Source organism: Planococcus antarcticus DSM 14505 (assembly GCF_001687565.2).
GTDB lineage: Bacteria > Bacillota > Bacilli > Bacillales_A > Planococcaceae > Planococcus > Planococcus antarcticus.
Window position 1 is genome coordinate 2101827 of sequence record NZ_CP016534.2, and the last position, 19302, is coordinate 2121128.

A 19302-nucleotide genomic window follows, 5' to 3' on the forward strand; every position below is an offset into this window, starting at 1 on the left:
CTTTCACCTACTTTTTCCAAGTATGAGCCAAGTCCATGAACAAATCGCGTTCACTTTCATCATCCAGTTTTTCGGCAATAGCGTATTGCACCGCACGCAAAGGATCCATGTATTGTGCTAAAGCCGTGGCGTCCAGCAGGCTTCGGATTGAGGCGGCTTCTTCGGATAACAAGCCATTTTTCACTTGTTTCATCAAGTCTTCCGCCAAACTTAGCATAAACGATTTTAAGTCTTCATCCGCCTCGGGGAATTCACGGTCCCATAGCTCAGCTAGCTGCCCGCCGGTCAAATAAGGAATCGGATAAGCAATAAAACGGTTTTTCAATGCTTCATTCATAGGGGCTGTACCGATATAACCTTCATTGATTGCAGAAATCACTCCGAAATCAGGGTGTGCCTCGATCACTTCTCCTGTAAAGGGATTGGTCATCATGCGGCGATGATCTAAGGCGCTGTGGAGAATCGGCAAAGTTTCGGCTTTCGCCATATTGATTTCGTCAATATAAAGAAAATGGCCTTTTTTCATCGCAGTCACCACTGGTCCCTCGACAAACTCAATGATGCTTTGTCCATCCCGCTGGACCAATGTTTTAAAGCCCAATAACGCTTCTGCATCCAAATCCACTGAACAATTGATGCTTTGCATTGGCTGCCCGAAAAGAGCCGAAATGCTTTCAGCTAGCTTAGTCTTTCCCGCTCCCGTCGGTCCTTTCAGTAAGACAGGCTTTCGCAGGACAATCGCAGACAGAATATCTTGCCATAAGTGATTGTCTGGCGCGATATACCCTTCTTTCCCGATCAATTTATCATAATTTTCATGTGTCCGTTCTTTTCTTTTTATAATATCCCGTTTAATCAATGACATTCTTACTCCTCTTTTCCACAGAAAAGGCCGATGGTTGATCCATCGGCTTTTTGATGTTCTTTATGGCTAAATCAGCCATTTATTATTCGAAATATGTTTTGTAGAATCCGCCGATTTTGCCGGTATTATCTTTGACAAAAATAAATTCATCTGTTTCGTTCTTCACTTCGTATTCTTTACCTGCAGTCAATACATTGGAAACCAAAAACTTAGCTGCATCTGTGTGCTTGCAAGTTACTGTTCTGGTGGTCTCTTTTTCCAACCATTCATTGTGAATCATCGTCCTCATCCTTTTCTATCTGTCTATACCTTCAGTATAAGGAAAAACCAAGTCAATTTCAAACTGACTCTTGTTAACAATGTCTTTTTTGGCAGCAGCCAAAAAATCATTCTCGCTGTTTGTGCATCTCTTCAATGCCTTAAACACAAAAGCACAAAAGTAATTGATCGGCTAAGTGTTCGACTATAGAATATTAGCTCTATATATAATTCTTGAGTTCCACTTTTATCGTTTCTTCGTATAACTATTTCTATTACGATCTTAAAAATCACTACTTCTTTGCAAACTTGTTACTATATAGATAAAGTAGCAGCAAGACACTGACAACAAAAAACGACAACAAGATCAAAAAGACTTGTACATGCTCAAGAATGGTCTCGTATGCATAAGGAAAGGTCCTGCCCACATTAAAGTAAATAAACATCCAGACAAATCCTGCAGTATAGGCAAACAGCATATAACGCATAAATGGAAAACGATTGGCGCCGACAACGTACGGCATAGCCCAACGGATTCCTGGCAGGAAAAAGCTAAACGCAATTGCCCATTCCCCGTGTTTTTCTAAAAACTTGCTGAACCGGCTGATTGGCTGTTTTAAACGCGTGCGGTTCAAGCGGTTTAACAATCGGTGCCCTAGGCTGCGACCGATAAAATAAGCGAATGTATTACTTGAAATCAACCCCAAATAAGCCGCCAAAAAAGCGTAGACCGGCTTGAAATAGCTGATTTCGGTCATAACTCCTGAAAATGCTGCCGCCACTTCATTGGGGATCGGCAGCCCGAACAGCAGCAGCCAATTAAACACGAACATACTGAAATAGCCATATTCCTTCACTAATTCAATAAAAAACGAGATATCCATAGATTCTACCGCCTTTAGGCTGTTCTTTCCTTTATGATGACAAAAAAAAGATAGTCCTGCAACGCAGGACTATCGGTTTGACCATTTATTAAGATTCCAACAGTAGATCCTCTGGGTTTTCGATCATATCTTTGACCATCTTCAAGAAACCAACAGAATCGCTTCCATCAATTACACGGTGATCATATGAAAGAGCAACGTACATCATCGGACGAATTTGAACCTCATCGTCAATTGCTACTGGACGTTTTTGAATTGTGTGCATTCCAAGAATACCCACTTGTGTACCATTCAATATCGGTGTAGAAAGCAGTGATCCAAAGACTCCACCATTAGTAATTGTGAAAGAACCGCCTGTCATATCTGCAATCGAAAGTTTCTTGTCGCGTGCTTTTTTAGCAAGTTCACCGATTGTTGCTTCAATTTCTGCAAAGTTTTTCTTGTCCGTATCGCGAACGATCGGAACAACAAGTCCCTCTTCAGTTGAAACAGCAATACCTACGTCATAAAACTGTTTTAGTAAAACATCAGTTCCATCTAATTCAGCGTTAACATATGGGTATTTTTTCAAAGCAGCAGTTACTGCTTTTGTGAAGAATGACATAAAGCCAAGTTTGACATCGTTATTTTTAAGGAATTGATCTTTTTTACGGCTCCGTAATGCCATAACGTTCGTCATATCGATTTCATTAAACGTTGTCAACATTGCAGTGGATTGTCTTACTTCAAGAAGACGTTTTGCAATGGTTTGACGGCGTCTTGTCATTTTTTCACGAACAACACGCCCATTTTCTTCATCAGAAGAAGGCGCAGCAGCTTTTGGCGCTTCTGCTTTTGCAGCCGGCGCAGATGCTGCAGGTTTCGATCCGTGAGCTTCAACGTCCTGGACGCGAACACGGCCCATTGGATCTACTGGAGAAATAGCAGCAAGATCGATTCCTTTTTCGCGTGCCAATTTGCGTGCCGCTGGACTTGCGATTGTCCGGTCAGAAGAAGATTGCTCTTCAGCTGCTGGATCTTTTTCTACAGATTCTTGAGTTGCAGGAGCTTCTGTTTTAGCAGGCTCTTCCACTTTTTTCTGAGTTTCTTCTACTTTAGGTGCTGCAGCTTCGCCAGAACCTTCGCCAACAATCGCGATAACTTGTCCGACTTCAACTGTATCGCCTTCTTGCGCTAAATGTTCTTGCACAACTCCAGCTTCTTCAGAAATGACTTCAACGTTAACTTTATCTGTTTCTAGTTCAACGATGAATTCTCCCTTTTCAACTGTATCGCCTGGCTGTTTAAGCCACTGAGCGATTGTTCCTTCAGTAATCGATTCTGCTAATTCTGGTACTTTGATCTCTGCCACAAAAAATTCCTCCTTAGATTATCCCTACAATTTAGCTAATGCTTCGTCAATAATGCGAGCTTGTTCTACTTTATGTGCTTCTCCATCACCTTCTGCAGGGCTTTGACGATGGACGCGCCCGAAGTATTTCACTTCTTTGTCATCTGACAATTCACGCAGGTATGGATCTGCAAATGTCCATGAACCCATGTTTTGTGGCTCTTCTTGTACCCAAGCCAACTCTTTGGCATTTGGATAACGGTCAACGATAGCTTTGATCTTATCAGCCGGAAATGGATACAGTTGCTCGACGCGGACGATATGCGCCCATTCGTAGCCTTTTCCATCTTTCACTCGTTCTGCCAGATCAATTGCCATTTTGCCGCTTGCAAAAAGAACACGTGTTACTTTTTTCGCATCTTTGCCCATGTTTGGCTGTTCGATGATTGTTTCGAAATGTCCTTCCGTCAAATCAGTTAGGTCTGCGCCGACCATTGGATGGCGCAGCAAGGATTTTGGAGAGACAATAATTAACGGACGAATCGACTCTTCTCCAAGCATTTTGGCCTGGCGGCGTAAAATGTGGAAATAGTTCGCTGCACTAGAAAGATTTGCAACTGTCCAGTTGTTTTCAGCAGCCATTTGCAAATGTCTTTCCAAGCGAGCGCTTGAATGCTCAGGTCCTTGCCCTTCATAGCCATGAGGCAACAGCATAACTAATCCGGATTTCTGACCCCATTTTGCGCGTCCAGCAGAAATAAATTGATCAAAGATCATTTGGGCCATGTTGGCGAAATCACCATATTGCGCTTCCCAGATAACCAGCGCCTTTTCATTTTCTACATTATAGCCATACTCAAAGCCCAGTACGGATGCTTCACTGAGTGGGCTGTTGTAAACAACAAACGATGCCTTAGCATCTGAGATGTGGTGCAGAGGTACAAGTTCATTGCCATTTTTATCATCATGCAGAACAAGATGGCGGTGAGCAAATGTGCCACGCTGCGCATCTTGGCCAGTCAATCGAATCGGATTACCGTCTTGCAAAATCGACCCGAAGGCAAGCGTTTCAGCATGTGCCCAATCGATCTTGCCTTTATCATTGAACGGGTCTTCACGACGCTTCAAAATTCGCGCCAACTTGCCGAAGGCAGAGAAATCACTTGGCCATGACAATAATTCTTCGTTCATCTGCGTCAGAACATCTTTATCGACGCCCGTCGGCACTTCAGGAAAACCATTCAAGACGGCTTCAGGAATCTCAAGTTTCGGGAAATCTGCAGATTTGTTTTCCTTAACTTTGTCATAAGCTTCCTGCATTTCTTTTTGCGTATCTGTATCAAGGTTTTTAACATCCTCTTCAGATAAAACTTTTTCCGCTGCCAATTGTTTTCCATAAATTTCACGAACCGTATCATGCTGATGAATGCCATGGTACATTGTCGGGTTCGTCACCAAAGGCTCATCCATTTCATTATGTCCGTAGCGACGGTAACCAATTAAATCGATTAGCACATCTTTGCCGAATTTCTCACGGTACTCAAATGCCAACCGGGCAACAGCAACGACAGCTTCAGGCTCATCGGCGTTAACATGGATAACCGGCACTTCAAACCCTTTTGCAGGATCAGAAGAATAGTGAGTCGATCTGGAATCGAATTGTTCCGTTGTAAAGCCGATCAAATTGTTCGCGATGACGTGAATTGATCCACCTGTTTGATAGCCTCTAACACGGCTAAAGTTTAAGGTTTCGGTTACGATACCCTGTCCAGGAAATGCCGCATCCCCGTGTACAAGAATGGCGTAAGATTTTTTCGGATCTATCTTCGCTATACCCGTTTGATCAGTGAGTTCCTGTGCAGCACGAGTCTGCCCAGCCACAATCGGACTAACAATTTCCAAATGTGAAGGGTTATAAGCCAGTTTAACACTCGTCCCATTTGCAGATTTATAAGCAGCTCCCATATGGTATTTTACGTCACCAAACCAGCCTTTCGTGATTTGAAGCGAGCCATCTTCAGGAAGAAAAGCATCATCTCCAATATGTGCAAAGCCGGCAAACATCATTTCATACGGTTTATTCAAGATATGCGTAAGCACATTTAAACGACCGCGATGCGCCATCCCGATCATTATATCTTTGGTTCCCGCTGATTCGGATAGCTGAACAAGTTCGTCCATCAATACCACCAATGAATCGACACCTTCAATTGAGAAGCGCTTTTGTCCAACAAATGTGCGATGCACAAATTTTTCAAAGCCTTCTACACGTGTCAGCAAGTCAAGAACCTGTTTCTTTTTGTCTGCATCCAATGTCGGTTTGACAGCACCTGCTTCAATCTTTTCCTGCAGCCAGCTTCGTTCCTGCGGCTGGACCACATGCGAAAATTCAAAAGCAACTTTATCTGTATAAAGCGATTTTAAATAATCAATAGCTTCCAAGCCATTCTTTATATTGCTTGGTGCATTATTCAGAAGCAAAGATACCGGTACTTCCTTCAAATCCTGATCGCTGAGATCATATGTTGAAGACTCCACACGTGAAGTGTCTTTTGGTTGATCCTTAAGCGGATAAATATCCGATGCTAGGTGGCCATGTGCACGAATCGCTTCAGCCAAATGAACAGCAGCTATAACTTTTTCGAAATTATTAGGTTCCACAGTTTTTACAGCTGAAGTTTGTTGGTTCGTTGAAACTTCAGCTGGGGGTCCGTATTGCTTAAAAAGTTCAACGTATTCTGGATCAAGCAATTCCGGTGATTCTTGATACAGGTCATACATCTCCATTATGTATCCCAGGTTGGGGCCTGTAATGGAACTCCACGGGGATTTTGTATCTGAATAATTGCTAGACATTAAAAAAACCTCCAACTATATTGTTTGACGGCAGTCACTTTATTTGTATATGTCTCGTATATTTTATCACGCAACCCACTAGACATAAAGCAGAAGACGTTTTGGTCATAAAAGATTAAAATTCCCTATCCATCTTACTACTTCCATGTTAAAAAGACAAAGCCTTTCCGTGAAAATATTCACATAACCTAAAGTAAAACGTTTTCATCTTTTTTTCGATTGAAAATGGCTGTTTTTTAGGCCAGCGTCACACGGAAGTGTAGAAACAACTTTTTCCTTTTCCATTGCTTTTCGCTAAATAAAGAGCAGCATCTGCTTTTTTAACGAGATCATCAAAATTATTTCCATGGAGAGGATATACGGAAACCCCGACTGATGAGCTTGGTGTAAAGTGATGTCTGTTGATTTTCCATCCTTCCGCGAGTGTCTCATTGATGCGGCCGATAATCTTATCGATATGCAACTGGCATTCTTCAGGAAGAATGCCGCATAGCGCCACAAGAAATTCATCTCCACCAACTCTGGCAGCTAAATCGCCTTTTCGTACGCTCTTTTTGATTGCTTGACCAAAGTGATAGATAAATTCATCCCCAACGTCATGGCCAAACTGGTCATTAATTGATTTAAAATTGTCACCATCGATATACAGCAAGGCGATATGCTCGCCTTTTTCTTTTGCATGGTCTTTCATCTGCTGAAATTGCTGGACCATTAAACGGCGATTGGGCAAGGTTGTCAAGCCATCATGATAAGCCATAAAGTGGAGCTGTTCTTCCAGCTGCTTTCTTTCCGTCACGTCAAACAAAATCGACAGTACCTGATAGATCTTCCCATCCACATCGAGTAAAGGAATAATGGTAGCATCCACCCAGAAAACTTCACCATTTTTCTTTAAGCTTTTAAGTTGTCCACGCCAAATAGATCCCTGCCAAATAACTGTGCGAATCTTTTCGTATTCTTCTGCGGAAATGATTGCTTCTCCTATTTCGTAAGCATTTATTCCAATCAGCTCTTCGGGCATATAGCCGGTTAATTTATTTAAATTGTCATTAACGAATTCTATCGTACCAGACAAACTCCAAATGGCGACAAGCGCTGCGTAATTAAGCGCATCCTTGTAGCTCTCCAGAATATTCTCTGTTCGTTTCAGCTCATTTTTCAACAACAGTTCGCTGGTCAGTTCTCGGAACACGACATGAAATGCTCGAATAATGCCATTCTCATTGATAGGTGAATAGCTGACTGAAAACTTTGCCATCGTGCCATCTTGTTTTCGGCGTTGCATGATTATCGAGGTGCCCTTCGATTCGGAGTCGAATCTTTCCAGCAGGCTTTTGCCCGATTTGAATAACTCTTTTTGCTTTTCGGGTAAATTCTTGTAATAACGGTTGATCCATTCTTCTTTTTTCACGCCGAACGTTCTTTCATAGGCCGGGTTCAGATCGACGATCATGTATTCTGCTGAAATCATAATCATTGGATCTACTGAGTTTTGAACTAAAGACTCATAGAATAAATAATCCTCTTCTATCTTTTTCTGCACTGCAACGTTTTTCGTTACCGCCAGTACAAATCTCTGCTCTTCAAACTCAATCGGCGTCACTTCGGTTTCCATCGCCGTATCACGCTCACTAAACAGGCTATAATCACGATAGATATGCTTTACTCCAGCTTTCAAGGCAATAAGATACTGCTTTTTAATATCTCTTGAAAGTTCCAGTGGCATGCTCTCATCCAGCGTGGCTCCCGTTAGTTCTTTTTTAAAGATGGCTAGACACACTGGATTGACGTAAACATAGTCAAACGTCTCTCCATTTTGTTTCATTAAATAGACTGGGTCTTTGGTGTTCCTGTAAAGGAGATCCAACTGCTCCGTCGTAAAAGGCATGAGCATCTATTTCACCGCTTTCCATTATACAAATTGTTTTGATGCAGACGATATCTGCTCAATAAATTCTTCATAACGCGTCTGCTCTTCCAAGCGCTCAACGGATAGAATTTTGCTGTCTGCCGCTTTGACTGACCATTCAAATTCATTTATCGACAAGTATGTTGCATTTCCAGTAAGCTGAAGACGGATATTGTCTCCTTGCCTGCGAACTGTACACTTTACCATTCCCCCAGGATTATAGACAAAAACATCTCCATAGGGCATCAAACCAGTCATGCAACTAATCAATGCAGAAGCGGTCATCGCAGTTCCACAAGCATTGGTGAATCCGACGCCGCGTTCATAGGTACGGACGAATATTCCACCTTCCATAGGCGTCACATAACTGACGTTCACACCATCTGAAAAATATTCATTATTGCCGTTGAAATACTGAGCCCATTTTTGTTGATGACTTGTATCTTTCTGTAGATCAGCTGAAACAATGCCAATCAAATGCGGATTGGGAACAGCGACCGCGGAAAATGGAATTTTTTCTGAAACAAAAGACAAAGGTTTGTGAATCCATTCACTATTGCCATCATAGCTCAGTGGCAACCTGCTGAGCGAAAATGAAACCGGAGATATTTCAACCGCATAGGTTTCGATGCCTTCGTTCAAGGTCTCTTCTTTTTTTACACGCAGGGAAGCTCTCATAGTTTCAATTACTGCTTCCTTCACCTTGTCGCGTTCGCACACATAGCGGGCAACACAGCGAAGGCCATTGCCGCACATGGATGCTTCAGAACCATCATTATTAAAGACGCGCATTTTCGCATGTGCAATAACTGAAGGCAAGATCACTAAAATGCCGTCAATGTCTTTGTCCAATGCTGCAAGCTGGATCGCTAGCTGTGCAAAATCAGCACGACCATCCGATTCAAACATATAAAAGGTATTCATAGAGCCATGGACTTTTATCAATGTCATTTCCATTCTGGTCACCTCTTTAGAATAGTAAGGATTTACTTTGTATGTGACGCTACCAATTTTGCCATTTTAGCGGCAGTAATCGGTGATTCAGCTCGTGTCATTGCCTCAACTAATTGATCTTTATCAGCTTGCAAACGAGCCAGCTCTTCCATCAAACGGTCAGCAGACAACTCTTCTTCTTCGACCACGTGGGCAAAGCCTTGTTTTTCGAATAAATTAGCATTCAGTATTTGATCGCCGCGGCTTTTTTGCAAAGAAAGTGGCACTAACAGCATCGGCTTTTTCAATGCCAAAAACTCAAATATTGAATTGGACCCCGCCCGAGATACCACGAAATCCGTCATATGCAGCAAATGTGGCAGCTTATGTGTCACGTACTCAAATTGGCGGTAATTCACGTGGACGTTCAGTTCCACTATACTGTTGCCTTTACCGCATAAATGAATGATATTGAACCCTTCTAACAGCCGTTCCAAGTTGTCGCGGACAGCGGAGTTAATCATTGCTGACCCTTGGCTTCCGCCCATGACCATCAATACCGGCAGTTCGTTATCGAACGGGCAGATTTCCTGGCCTTTTTCTGCAGAGCCTTTCATCAGCTCACTGCGGATAAGTGATCCCGTGCACGTGGATTTATTGCTCGGCACATGCGCGAGCGTCTCTTTAAAAACGGTAAAAATGTGATCAGCGAAAGGCAATGCGATCTTGTTGGCCAATCCAGGCGTAACATCCGATTCATGGATAATGACTGGAACCGACATCATTCGCCCAGCCATTGCGACAGGTACAGAAACGAATCCGCCTTTTGAAAAGATTGCCACGGGTTTGGTCTTACGGATAATATTGACCGCCTGCATAAGCCCTGCTCCTACACGAAACGGATCCGAGAAATTCTTCGTGGAGAAATAACGTCTCAACTTGCCGCTGGAAATGGCGTGATAGGGAACCGACGGAAACGATTCACGGATCAGTTCGTTTTCAATCCCGTCTTTGGAGCCGATGTATTCGACGTGGAATCCCAAATTCTTCAGTTCTGGAATCAATGCCTGATTCAAAGAGACGTGTCCTGCCGTTCCGCCTCCGGTCAATAAAATTGTTTTGTTGTCCATTGCTTGTCCTACTTTCATCTATTAGTTTGGCGTAGCCGAATTGCTTTAAGCAAGCCTTTCTATGCTATACTGGATTTTATGTGTTAAATTGAAACAGAATAAGTTGCACTATTAGGTTGAACTTATGATTTCCACCTGTTGACATTCCGCAACCCAGCTCCGTCTTCCATCTGGCCTGCGCTTAGAGCGATCTCTTCAGACTTACTACGCTTTAATGGATTTAAAATCCAATACTTGAGTTCAACTTGTATAGGAAAATTGCGGGAGGAAAGACATATGTACCAAACAATAACCATGAAAGAAAAGTTACTGCTGTTAGTAAAAATTGTTTTTCCGATTCTCGTCACACAACTCGCGATGTACCTGGTGACATTTTTCGATATCTACATGACTGCTCGCTATGGAACAGAGGATTTGGCTGGCGTTTCCATCGGGTCATCCTTTTGGGTCCCTGTCTATATCGGGCTCGCGGGAATTCTGATGTCCATTACCCCAATTGTAGCACAATTGATGGGGGCCAAGAAAAAAGAACAGGTAAAACAAGCCGTACAGCAAGGGATTTATTTGGCCATGCTGCTGGCTGCCATCGTCTTCGCATTCTTTTACTTCAGCATCGATTATCTGTTGGCATTCATGGACCTCGAGCCGGTGGTCGCTGATGTCGCCAATCGTTATATCTTTGCGATGTCGATCGGGTTGATCCCGTTATTCGTCTATAATGCTTTGCGCTCTTATATCGATGCACTTGGAGCAACGCGTGTCACAATGGTCATTTCGCTGTTATCGACACCCATCAACATTTTCTTCAATTACTTGCTGATTTTTGGAAATTTCGGTTTTCCGGAACTTGGAGGAGCAGGTGCTGGCTTTGCTTCGGCCATCACCTACTGGCTGATCCTAGCGATCGCTGTGTGGATCATCCATACAAGAAGCCCGTTTAATTCCTATGGCATCTTCCGCAGTTGGCCGAAATTGTCACTGAGCCGTTGGAGTGAAATCAGCCGAATCGGTGTACCAATCGGCATTTCAATCTTTGTGGAAACAAGTATTTTCTCTGCCGTGACCTTTATGCTAGCTGTCTACGGCACTGTCACCATTGCAGCACATCAAATCGCTTTGAATTTTGCTTCTTTGCTTTATATGCTGCCACTCAGCATCTCCATGGGTGCCACGATCCTTGTTGGCTATGAAGTTGGCGCTAAGCGCTTCCAGGACGCTAAACAATATAGCTGGCTCAGTGTGGGTACAGCCGTTACATTAAGCTTCTTATCCGCTTGTATCCTGTTCTTCATGCGCAGTGAAATTGCAGCTTTATATTCCTCAGACCCTGTAGTGGTCGAGCTCGCTGTCCAGTTTCTACTGTTTGCGGCTTTGTTCCAACTATCGGACGCTATTCAAGCACCCGTACAGGGAGCGCTCCGCGGCTATAAAGATGTCAACATCACGTTCATCATGGCGCTAATTTCTTACTGGGTCATCGGTCTTCCTTGCGGGTACTTATTGGCAAACTTTACTGACTTTGGTGCTTTCGGCTATTGGATCGGCCTGATTGTCGGCTTGACAGCGGGTGCCATCACCTTGTCTGTTCGTTTACTGCTGATTCAAAAACGAATTTCTGCTCACTCGACAGTTCAGCACTACGCCACAAAATAAAAAAAATATAAAAGCAGAAAAAGAAAAATCATCTGATTTTCTTTTCCTGCTTTTATTTATGTTGGTTGATTTATTAACAACCTCCAGCTTTATGAGACTCTAATTTTTTATACAAAGCGGTTAAGCCCGTTTTTTCAGATTCCGACAAGTCCGACCCTTCGATTCGTGCGAGCGCCAGTGCCAGTTTTTGTTCTTTAGACTTTCGGACACGCGGATGTGTCAGTTCGTCATTCAATTCAATGAGTATATATTTTGCGAGCTCTTCCTGAGTGGAAATGCTTTCGGCAGCTGCCCGCTGCGGCCAAAGTTTCTGGTAAGATTCTATCATGGAAGCTTGACTCCCTCCAGCCCTTCTCCAATGACAACAATCTGATTTTGCATCTTGATGTACTCAGGAAGCCACTGCGCCATTCCGTAGGCAAACTGGAAGGCATGCGGATATTTATCGCCTTCTAGCGGCACATAACCTTTGATGCGGAAAACGGTATCCGGCAATGCACGTAGCCATTCTTCAAACTTTTCCCGCTGGATTGGCGCATCAAACTGCAGCACTTTGGTGTTTAGGTTCAGTTTCGAGATTGGTGCTGTTGCAACGTTTCCGGACGGGGAAGGCGTCAATTTATCTAATGCTGAAAATGGCACTTTGGCATGGACAGTCTGGATAATTTGCGCTGTCGGGTTCAGCGACTGAATCTCATAGACTACCGTTCCCTGTTCGCCATCCGTCAATAAATCCATTTTATTGGCCAGAATTAAGTCTGCATGGCGAACTTGTTCCAAGAACAAAGAGCGGATCTGCGGTGACAAGCTGTTGCGGTCCATCCAACGTTTACTGTCTGCGACGGTGACGATGCCTTTGAAATTTAATTGATCGGCAAACAAAGGTGAAAAGATGGCATCGAGTGCTTCCACGGGATGCGCCGCACCTGTTGTTTCAATCAGTAATACGTCAAAATCCTCTTCAGCAAGTAGCGTTTGAATCTGCGCTTCAGATTTCTCCGATCCCGAGCAGCAAATGCAACCATCGAGAATTTCTTTTAGTGGCACACCGTCTTCCACTGAATCGGAATCCATGTTCATTTTACCAAGTTCATTCATGAAGACCGCCGGTTTCAATCCTTGGGCTTTCATTTGACTGATCATCCCTTTTAGCAAGGTCGTCTTTCCACTTCCCAAAAATCCACTGAACAAGTATACGTCCTTCATCGTCTCACCCTTTCTTTTTTCCCTTAAGAAAAGGCCCGCTTAAGCGGGCCTTTAAAATTACTCTTCAGTTTCTTCAGATGCCGCCGCTGTAATTCCGGCTTCTTCCATCAAAAGTTCTTTAGCCTCTTGTAGTTGCGGATCATTTTCTTCAATTTTCTGACGCAAAGCATCCATTACTGCAACTGAGCTGTCTCCAGTCAGGATGCCATTCACTTCCAGTTCATTTTCTTCCTGGAAAGTTTCTACAGCTTCTGTCATTTGCTCTTCAAATACACCGTCTACATCTCCGACTTCATAGCCAAGTGCCTCAAGCATTTGCTCGGCAGTTTCTACTTGGTCTGAAATGACGCCGTCTTTCAGTTCCAAAGAAGTATCGAGAACTGGAAGAGAGGCGTATTCCGGATAAGCAACTTCTACATCCGGCTCGATTCCTTTTTCATGAATCCAATTGCCGTCTGGTGTCAGCCATTTAGCCGTTGTAAATTTCAGATTGGAACCGTCTTGAAGGTCATTCGCTGTCTGGACCGTGCCTTTGCCGAATGTTTTTTCTCCAACCAGTTGGATATCTGCCGATTCGTTCATTGCTCCGGCCAAAATTTCAGATGCCGAAGCGCTGCCTCCGTCAATCAGTAAGGTAACGGGCACTTCAATCTTCGTGCCCGGTGAAGACATGTAAATCTCCGGTTCAGCACCTTTTGCTTGAACTTCAAACAATGTTTTTCCTTCTTCAATGAACAAATCGGAAATATCAAGCGCCACATCCAGTAAGCCGCCGGGATTTTGGCGAACGTCCATAACGACCGCTTCCATTCCTTCAGCTTCCATTTTTTCTATGGCATCAAGCAGCTCTTGATAGGTGTTTTCTGAAAAGCTTGTGACTTGAATATGCGCCACCTTGTCCCCAATCATTTCCGCGTATACGGTCTCGATTGGTATATCATCACGGACGATGGTGATGTCAATCGGTTCCGTATTTTCGCCGCGCTGAATGGTCAGTGTAACTTCAGTTCCTTTTTCACCGCGAATCAGCATAACGGCTTCGGTTGTGGTAAAGCCTTGAATACTTTCTCCATCAACTGCTAAAATTTGGTCATTTGGCTGAATGCCTGCTTTTTCAGCAGGCGAATTTTTGATGGGTGACACCACCGTTACATATCCACCGCGCTCTTGCACTTCTGCACCGATCCCCTGGAAGCTAGACGAAATACCTTCCATAAATTGCGATGCTTCTTCTTCATTCAAGTAATCGGAATACGGATCTTCCAACGAATCGACCATGCCATTAATGGCGCCGTTAACTAGAACATCCCGGTCTACTTTCTCGAAATACTGGTCCTGGATTTGATCATAAGCTGTGTAAAGCTTCTCAAATTCACGACGTTCCGGTGAATTGACTTCCACCACTTTGTCGTCGCCAAAAGTTAATGCAAAAACGGTCAAACCTGCCGTTGCTATTATTAAAAGGAAGACAAGCATAATAAATGAGAATGTTTTCATTTTAATCGTGTGCGACGGCGACTCTTTTACTGGCGGAAGCTCTTCGTGCTCTTCCCCCGGACGTTTATCATCCATCTATTTCACCACTTTCATAATTGCTTGAGAACTGGAAGATATGAAAAGAAAAAGACTGTCTCGACAGTCTTTTTTCTAGTTTGAGAAAGGACGACTTTGTAGCTGTGGTATATTGTCCAGACTCCAGCGCCCAACTCTTCGGGTCATAAGTCAACCCGGCTGTGCGTCTAGAAACATGCCGCTTCACCGGTCTGCCTTGTGCCTGTCAGAGTTAAACCGGCGCTTGCGCTTTTCTTTCTGTCCAGACTCCAGCGCCCAACTCTTCGGGTCATAAGTCAACCCGGCTGTGCGGCTAGAAACAGCCGCTTCACCGGTCTACCTTGTGCCTGTCAGAGTTAAACGGGCGCTTGCGCTTTTCTTTCTACTCTTGGATCGCTGCGTCTAAAGCCACGACAATCATATCGTTGAACGTCGTTTGGCGTTCTTCGGCAGTTGTCACTTCGCCTGTCAATAAGTGATCGCTGACAGTCAGGATGGACAAGGCCTGGCACCCAAATTTCGCGGCCAATGTGTAAAGAGCTGAAGATTCCATTTCAAGTGCAAGTACACCATACTGTGCCCATTTTTCGTGTTCTGCAAATTCATTATAGAAAACATCTTCAGTAAAAACATTTCCGACGCGCAGGCTTAATCCTTTTTCAAGGCCAGCGTTGTAGGCTTTCAGTAATAGATTGAAATCTGCCGTTGGTGCATAGTTGACGCCTTTGAAAATGATTTCATTCATTTTTGAATCAGTTGACGCGCTTTGTGCTAAAATGACGTCGCGTACTTTGACGTCTTTGTGAATCGAACCACAAGTACCCACACGAATCAATTTCTTTACGTCGTATTCCTGCATCAATTCAGTTACATAGATGGAAATCGACGGTACGCCCATTCCTGTTCCTTGTACGGAGATGCGTTTACCTTTGTATGTCCCGGTATAGCCAAACATATTGCGGACTTCGTTGTACAAAGTAACATCTTCCAAAAAAGTTTCCGCTATGTATTTTGCGCGGAGCGGATCTCCCGGCAGTAAAATCGTTTCGGCAATATCGCCTTTTTTTGCATTGATATGAACACTCATCTAAAAAACCTCACTTTAATATAGTCGTAATAATCATACTGTTTTTTTTCTTATAGTGCAATGACAAGCCTTATTCGGCTGTATATTCTTCCCACATTTTATCAAAGATAGAGGCTTTCATGACTGGATGTGCCTTTTCTTCGACATATTTGGAAAGCTGGTCGAAGTCTGATGATGATTTAGGAAAAGAATGGTCCAGAAACATCGAATCTGCAAAGCTTGAAAAATTGTCAGCATCCATTTTCCCACGGTATTTTAATGCAAATTGATAAAATGATCGGTTCATGAAGGGCTCCTTCCGTATTTCAAGCAAAAAAACCCGGACAGTTGTCCGGGCAACCCATTATTCAAACAGTTTTTTGTATTCAGATAAGCCTTCTGCTTCCAATTGCTCTTTTGGTACAAAGCGGAGTGCCGCAGAATTGATGCAGTAACGCAGTCCGCCAAGAGATGACGGTCCGTCTGGAAACAAGTGACCAAGATGAGAATCAGCCGAATCAGAACGAACTTCCGTTCTTCTCATACCATGACTAGTGTCCAGGTTTTCTTTCACTTCAGAGCCTTCAATTGGCTTTGCAAAACTCGGCCAGCCACAATGAGCATCAAACTTATCGTTGGAACTGAACAACGGTTTACCGGAAACGATATCAACATAGATCCCGTCTTCAAAATGCTGGTCGTATTCTCCCTGGAAAGGTGGTTCAGTGCCACTTTCCTGAGTTACATGATATTGCATCGGTGTTAACTTCGTTTTCAATTCTTCTTTCATGATTGTTCCCTCCAGTTCTTTTCAATAAAAGCAGTCCGCCCGGAACCGACTGAATAACGGTTATAATGACCAGGATTTTTCTTATAGTAATCCTGGTGGTAAGTTTCTGCCAAATAAAACAGTTTTTCTTGAACAATTGGAGTTGCTACAGGATTTTTGAACCTGCCTGAATTGTTCAGTTCTTGCTTGGACTTTTCTGCAGCCAGCTGCTGTTCTTCAGAATGGTAGAAGATGGCCGTCTGGTAAGATTCCCCGCGGTCAAAAAATTGACCTCCTGCGTCTGTTGGGTCTATTTGTGTCCAAAAAACATCAAGTAATTTCTCATAAGGGAAGATGTCAGGTTGGAACGTAATTTGAACTGCTTCAACATGTCCCGTAGCATTTGAGCAAACCTGTTCGTAAGTCGGATTCGGCAATTCGCCACCCGTATAACCGCTTACTACTTCTTCAATACCATCCAATGAATCGAAGGGCTTGACCATACACCAAAAACAGCCTCCTGCAAATGTCGCTTTTTCCGTCTTCATAAGCTCACTCCGTTTCTTATGGTTCAATTGTCACCAACAATCGGATATCATCTTCTTGCAAGTTGAACGATGCTGCTCGGACAGAAATGCCGTCGTCCAACGGAATTTCTGTTAGCTTCAGCAGCACTTCTTCGTCCGCAGGCATTACTTCCATAAATTCTGGAAGTTCAACTGAGTCTCTAAGCAACTTTAGCGCAGATTCAGGGGGAATATCCAGCATTCCGACTTCCACAGACTTTTGCTCCAGCAATAAATTGCCATCTTCTTGAACAAGTGGTTCAAATTTCATCAAAATCGGTAAAGTTACAGAGAATATAGTAAGCTCTGTCGAAATGCTAACGTCATCATTGACCGACAGGGAAAGGGGAATTGGCTGATCTTTCATAGCCTCCTGTATATAGGTGTTAGCAATTCCTTCAAAGTCTGCTTTTGTGGTATTTACGACTACCGTGTTTCCGGTAGCCTGCGCATTTTTCAATGCTTGATAAGATGTATAATCTTTCGGTGGAGTGGTTACGTAAAATATGACTCCCACCAACGCCAATGCATTGAACGCTAACAGAATAAAGAAAGCGAAACGCCATTTTTTCATTTGTCACCATTCCTATTCTTCGTAGCTCATTCCGCATTCTTCCATCCGTTCCAAGATGCGTTCGGTCAACAAGTCGTAGCCTTTGCTGTTTGGATGGAAAAAATCGGAATGATAAACCAAATTTTTGTTGCCGACAAACAAATCACTAACAGGCACAAAGCAAGCCTGAGGGTCTTTCTCCACTCGTTCTTCCATGGCTTCATTATAAGAAGCGATAATCTGATCAAACTCTTCCACTTTATTTGTGACGAGCGAGAACGGATTATAGATGCCCATGACGACCATAGGGGCATTCGGGTTGATACTGCGGATTGTGGTGATAATCGTATCAAATCTATTTTCATAAAGGATCAATTCGTCCTCAAATGCTTTCATATTCAGTGAAAATAAATCGCGTTTGACGATTTTCATGACATCATTTCCGCCAATTGTCAGCGTAAGATAATCCGCTTCTGCCACAGGGCCAGCCAATTCGCCTTGCTGAAACATTGCCAGCAGTTTGTCACTACGACGGCCGCGTTTTGCGGTATTTTCAATAGCGACCCCTTCAATTCCTTGCCAAGTCCACATTTCAGCAGCCATCCTACCAGTATAACCACCCAAATTTTCTTCATCTCCCACGCCTTGAGACAAGGAATCTCCCAGCGCAGTAATGACCACCGCCTTGGGAATAAAGTTGGGCGGCACGGTGTACGGGTTGATGGAGGGCTCGTATCTAGGTTTTGCTTCTTCATTGCCAAAGATAAATGTTGGACTGCATCCCGCCAGTATACCCATGAACAAAATGATGATAAACAGGATGCGTTTCAAATTTGTCTCTCCTTTTTAGATGGGCATTACCGTTCAAGTCAATCCGTGTAGTACATGAAACCAATTGCCCCGATTCCTGTGTGAGTCGAAATGACTGGAGTTGTAAAATCGAATTTAATATCCGTAAAACCCGTTCCTTTAATTTTTTCGCGCAGCGGTTCAGCCATGGCTAGCCCATTAGCGTGGGCAATTCCAACACCTTTAACAATTTTACCAGCTGTGCGATCCACGAAGTCTTTCATAAGATATTCCACCACTTGCTTATGACTTCTAACTTTTGCCACCGGTGTATATTCCCCGTCGTCCAATGAGGCAATCGGCTTAATCTTCATCAGTGACCCCAATAATGCACGGCCTTTGCCTATTCGTCCACCTTTGACTAGGTTGTCAAGCGTATCTACTACAACAAAAAGCTTGGTATTAAGGCGAATCTGCTCCACCCGAGCAACAATTTCTTCCATATTTTTTCCAGCTTTCGCCATATCAGCCGCTTCAAATACCTGAAATGTCAAAGCATGTGAAATATAACGAGAGTCGATTACAGTAACGTCTGAATCCGTCAATTGAGCTGCTGCTTTTGCCGACTCAACTGTGCCGCTCATTCCGCCGGTCATATGAATCGAGAGAATTTGATCTCCATTTTCACCCAATTCGTCATATAGTTCTTTAAAGACGCCTGGAGCCGGCTGCGAACTTTTTGGCATTTCGTTGGAGTTTTTCATCAATTCCAAAAAAGATTCGGGCGCCAGATCAACACGGTCCAAATACGTTTTCCCACCAATTTGAATCGTTAACGGAACCACATGCAAATCGTATTTTTCAATGACCTGCGGTTTTAAATCCGCGGTCGAATCCGTGACAATATGAATTTTTGACATGAAATCACTTCCTTTTTCTATCTTAGTTTAAGTAATTGAACTACAGGAAACAACTGATAGGGCT

General features: G+C 43.5%; 19 protein-coding genes. 1 reads left to right on the plus strand and 18 read right to left on the minus strand.

Translation table 11 applies throughout. The features are described 5' to 3' along the window. Positions 1 to 7 precede the first annotated feature (7 nt). The 8 genes from BBH88_RS10540 to BBH88_RS10575 all read right to left on the minus strand — a co-directional run bounded on the left by BBH88_RS10540 (position 8) and on the right by BBH88_RS10575 (position 10165). Entirely contained in the window at positions 8 to 865 is an 858-nt protein-coding gene (locus BBH88_RS10540) for an AAA family ATPase (RefSeq protein ID WP_006831485.1), read from the minus strand. 82 nt (positions 866 to 947) lie between these two features. Beyond that, positions 948 to 1145 (minus strand): DUF6501 family protein, encoded by a 198-nt coding sequence (locus BBH88_RS10545; protein ID WP_006831486.1) that lies wholly within the window; start codon positions 1143 to 1145, stop codon positions 948 to 950. Between the two features lie 271 nt (positions 1146 to 1416). Further along, positions 1417 to 2007, minus strand: coding sequence for a DedA family protein (locus BBH88_RS10550; protein WP_006831487.1), 591 nt, complete (start codon positions 2005 to 2007; stop codon positions 1417 to 1419). 88 nt (positions 2008 to 2095) lie between these two features. Then, positions 2096 to 3358, minus strand: a complete 1263-nt coding sequence (odhB, locus tag BBH88_RS10555) for a 2-oxoglutarate dehydrogenase complex dihydrolipoyllysine-residue succinyltransferase (protein WP_065536810.1) — start codon at positions 3356 to 3358, stop codon at positions 2096 to 2098. Between the two features lie 24 nt (positions 3359 to 3382). Further along, positions 3383 to 6193, minus strand: coding sequence for a 2-oxoglutarate dehydrogenase E1 component (locus BBH88_RS10560; RefSeq protein ID WP_065536809.1), 2811 nt, complete (start codon positions 6191 to 6193; stop codon positions 3383 to 3385). A gap of 247 nt (positions 6194 to 6440) precedes the next feature. Then, positions 6441 to 8087, minus strand: coding sequence for a diguanylate cyclase domain-containing protein (locus BBH88_RS10565; RefSeq protein WP_006831490.1), 1647 nt, complete (start codon positions 8085 to 8087; stop codon positions 6441 to 6443). 18 nt (positions 8088 to 8105) lie between these two features. Further along, positions 8106 to 9059, minus strand: a complete 954-nt coding sequence (gene dapF / locus BBH88_RS10570) for a diaminopimelate epimerase (protein ID WP_006831491.1) — start codon at positions 9057 to 9059, stop codon at positions 8106 to 8108. A 29-nt stretch (positions 9060 to 9088) separates the two neighbouring features. Continuing rightward, on the minus strand, positions 9089 to 10165 hold the full coding sequence (locus BBH88_RS10575) for an undecaprenyldiphospho-muramoylpentapeptide beta-N-acetylglucosaminyltransferase (RefSeq protein ID WP_006831492.1): 1077 nt from the start codon (positions 10163 to 10165) through the stop codon (positions 9089 to 9091). Between the two features lie 276 nt (positions 10166 to 10441). On the opposite strand from BBH88_RS10575, the gene BBH88_RS10580 reads away from it, so the two are divergent. Then, positions 10442 to 11818: an MATE family efflux transporter gene (locus BBH88_RS10580; RefSeq protein ID WP_006831493.1), complete on the plus strand. Its 1377-nt coding sequence runs from the start codon at positions 10442 to 10444 to the stop codon at positions 11816 to 11818. A 73-nt stretch (positions 11819 to 11891) separates the two neighbouring features. Here the strand turns inward: BBH88_RS10580 and BBH88_RS10585 are convergent, their stop codons facing one another. The 10 genes from BBH88_RS10585 to BBH88_RS10630 form a co-directional block, all read right to left on the minus strand. Further along, positions 11892 to 12146 carry a hypothetical protein gene (locus tag BBH88_RS10585; RefSeq protein ID WP_065536808.1) on the minus strand — a complete coding sequence of 85 codons (255 nt, stop codon included), beginning with the start codon at positions 12144 to 12146 and terminating at the stop codon, positions 11892 to 11894. Beyond that, positions 12143 to 13024, minus strand: a complete 882-nt coding sequence (locus BBH88_RS10590; protein WP_040852997.1) for a CobW family GTP-binding protein — start codon at positions 13022 to 13024, stop codon at positions 12143 to 12145. Before BBH88_RS10590 ends, BBH88_RS10585 begins: the two co-directional genes overlap by 4 nt. A 57-nt stretch (positions 13025 to 13081) precedes the next feature. After that, positions 13082 to 14596 (minus strand): lmo1851 family serine protease, encoded by a 1515-nt coding sequence (locus tag BBH88_RS10595; RefSeq protein ID WP_006831496.1) that lies wholly within the window; start codon positions 14594 to 14596, stop codon positions 13082 to 13084. Between the two features lie 361 nt (positions 14597 to 14957). Continuing rightward, on the minus strand, positions 14958 to 15662 hold the full coding sequence (gene deoD, locus BBH88_RS10600) for a purine-nucleoside phosphorylase (RefSeq protein ID WP_006831497.1): 705 nt from the start codon (positions 15660 to 15662) through the stop codon (positions 14958 to 14960). Positions 15663 to 15732: 70 nt separating this feature from the next. Further along, positions 15733 to 15948: a YozE family protein gene (locus BBH88_RS10605; RefSeq protein WP_006831498.1), complete on the minus strand. Its 216-nt coding sequence runs from the start codon at positions 15946 to 15948 to the stop codon at positions 15733 to 15735. 57 nt (positions 15949 to 16005) lie between these two features. Then, positions 16006 to 16431 carry a peptide-methionine (R)-S-oxide reductase MsrB gene (msrB, locus tag BBH88_RS10610; RefSeq protein WP_006831499.1) on the minus strand — a complete coding sequence of 142 codons (426 nt, stop codon included), beginning with the start codon at positions 16429 to 16431 and terminating at the stop codon, positions 16006 to 16008. Beyond that, the gene (gene msrA, locus BBH88_RS10615; RefSeq protein WP_040853000.1) at positions 16428 to 16958 is read right to left on the minus strand and encodes a peptide-methionine (S)-S-oxide reductase MsrA; all 531 of its coding nucleotides are present in this window, start codon (positions 16956 to 16958) and stop codon (positions 16428 to 16430) included. Before msrA ends, msrB begins: the two co-directional genes overlap by 4 nt. 16 nt (positions 16959 to 16974) lie before the next feature. Next, a complete protein-coding gene (locus tag BBH88_RS10620) occupies positions 16975 to 17550 on the minus strand; it encodes a YpmS family protein (RefSeq protein WP_006831501.1) in 576 nt (191 codons plus the stop codon). A 12-nt stretch (positions 17551 to 17562) separates the two neighbouring features. Next, positions 17563 to 18360, minus strand: a complete 798-nt coding sequence (locus BBH88_RS10625) for a GDSL-type esterase/lipase family protein (RefSeq protein WP_006831502.1) — start codon at positions 18358 to 18360, stop codon at positions 17563 to 17565. A gap of 38 nt (positions 18361 to 18398) precedes the next feature. After that, the gene (locus BBH88_RS10630; RefSeq protein ID WP_006831503.1) at positions 18399 to 19238 is read right to left on the minus strand and encodes a DegV family protein; all 840 of its coding nucleotides are present in this window, start codon (positions 19236 to 19238) and stop codon (positions 18399 to 18401) included. Between the last annotated feature and the right edge of the window lie 64 nt (positions 19239 to 19302).

What these genes read in the sequence shown, in the direction of transcription:
- BBH88_RS10590 (WP_040852997.1), bottom strand. Translation starts at nt 13,024, where the DNA reads ATGAAGGACGTATACTTGTTCAGTGGATTTTTGGGAAGTGGAAAGACG.
- BBH88_RS10595 (WP_006831496.1), bottom strand. Translation starts at nt 14,596, where the DNA reads ATGGATGATAAACGTCCGGGGGAAGAGCACGAAGAGCTTCCGCCAGTA.
- BBH88_RS10630 (WP_006831503.1), bottom strand. Translation starts at nt 19,238, where the DNA reads ATGTCAAAAATTCATATTGTCACGGATTCGACCGCGGATTTAAAACCG.
- BBH88_RS10605 (WP_006831498.1), bottom strand. Translation starts at nt 15,948, where the DNA reads ATGAACCGATCATTTTATCAATTTGCATTAAAATACCGTGGGAAAATG.
- BBH88_RS10550 (WP_006831487.1), bottom strand. Translation starts at nt 2,007, where the DNA reads ATGGATATCTCGTTTTTTATTGAATTAGTGAAGGAATATGGCTATTTC.
- BBH88_RS10580 (WP_006831493.1), top strand. Translation starts at nt 10,442, where the DNA reads ATGTACCAAACAATAACCATGAAAGAAAAGTTACTGCTGTTAGTAAAA.
- BBH88_RS10620 (WP_006831501.1), bottom strand. Translation starts at nt 17,550, where the DNA reads ATGAAAAAATGGCGTTTCGCTTTCTTTATTCTGTTAGCGTTCAATGCA.
- BBH88_RS10565 (WP_006831490.1), bottom strand. Translation starts at nt 8,087, where the DNA reads ATGCTCATGCCTTTTACGACGGAGCAGTTGGATCTCCTTTACAGGAAC.
- BBH88_RS10585 (WP_065536808.1), bottom strand. Translation starts at nt 12,146, where the DNA reads ATGATAGAATCTTACCAGAAACTTTGGCCGCAGCGGGCAGCTGCCGAA.
- BBH88_RS10575 (WP_006831492.1), bottom strand. Translation starts at nt 10,165, where the DNA reads ATGGACAACAAAACAATTTTATTGACCGGAGGCGGAACGGCAGGACAC.
- deoD (WP_006831497.1), bottom strand. Translation starts at nt 15,662, where the DNA reads ATGAGTGTTCATATCAATGCAAAAAAAGGCGATATTGCCGAAACGATT.
- dapF (WP_006831491.1), bottom strand. Translation starts at nt 9,059, where the DNA reads ATGGAAATGACATTGATAAAAGTCCATGGCTCTATGAATACCTTTTAT.
- BBH88_RS10560 (WP_065536809.1), bottom strand. Translation starts at nt 6,193, where the DNA reads ATGTCTAGCAATTATTCAGATACAAAATCCCCGTGGAGTTCCATTACA.
- msrA (WP_040853000.1), bottom strand. Translation starts at nt 16,958, where the DNA reads ATGAAGACGGAAAAAGCGACATTTGCAGGAGGCTGTTTTTGGTGTATG.
- BBH88_RS10545 (WP_006831486.1), bottom strand. Translation starts at nt 1,145, where the DNA reads ATGATTCACAATGAATGGTTGGAAAAAGAGACCACCAGAACAGTAACT.
- BBH88_RS10540 (WP_006831485.1), bottom strand. Translation starts at nt 865, where the DNA reads ATGTCATTGATTAAACGGGATATTATAAAAAGAAAAGAACGGACACAT.
- msrB (WP_006831499.1), bottom strand. Translation starts at nt 16,431, where the DNA reads ATGAAAGAAGAATTGAAAACGAAGTTAACACCGATGCAATATCATGTA.